Source organism: Streptococcus mitis (assembly GCF_022137125.1).
Taxonomy (GTDB): Bacteria; Bacillota; Bacilli; order Lactobacillales; family Streptococcaceae; genus Streptococcus; species Streptococcus mitis_CE.
This window is the reverse complement of record NZ_JAKNEQ010000020.1, coordinates 1-445: the sequence shown is the minus strand read 5'-3', so window position 1 is coordinate 445 and position 445 is coordinate 1. Positions and strand designations below refer to the sequence as shown.

Sequence of the window (445 nt, the reverse complement as noted above, 5' to 3'; positions counted from 1 at the left end):
CCAGTAGCGAAGACAGCAGCTAAGCAAGCTATCGACGAAGCTCTGAAAGCTAAGAATGATGAAATCGACGCTCGGACAGACTTAACAGATGAAGAGAAAGCTGCGGCTAAGTCAGAAGCAAAAGCTAAGGCCGACGCAGTAAAAGAAGCCATCGACAACGCAACAACAAATGCGGAAGTAGAACAATCTAAGTCAACTGGAACAACAGAAGTAAAAGCAGTAGATCCACAACCAGAAGCGAAGACAGAAGCTAAGCAAGCCATCGACGATGCTTTGAAAGCTAAGACTGCCGAAATAGATGCACGTACAGACTTAACAGACGAAGAGAAAGCTACAGCTAAGGCAGATGCAAAGATTAAGGCCGACGCAGCGAATGATGCCATAGATAAAGCAACAACAAATGCGGAAGTAGAACAATCTAAGTCAACTGGAACAACAGAAGTAA

General features: G+C 44.5%; 1 protein-coding gene. It reads left to right on the top strand.

The features are described from left to right. Positions 1-445, top strand: a 445-nt coding sequence (locus L0P31_RS09260; protein ID WP_238096652.1) for a DUF1542 domain-containing protein, incomplete at both ends; no start/stop codon positions are given.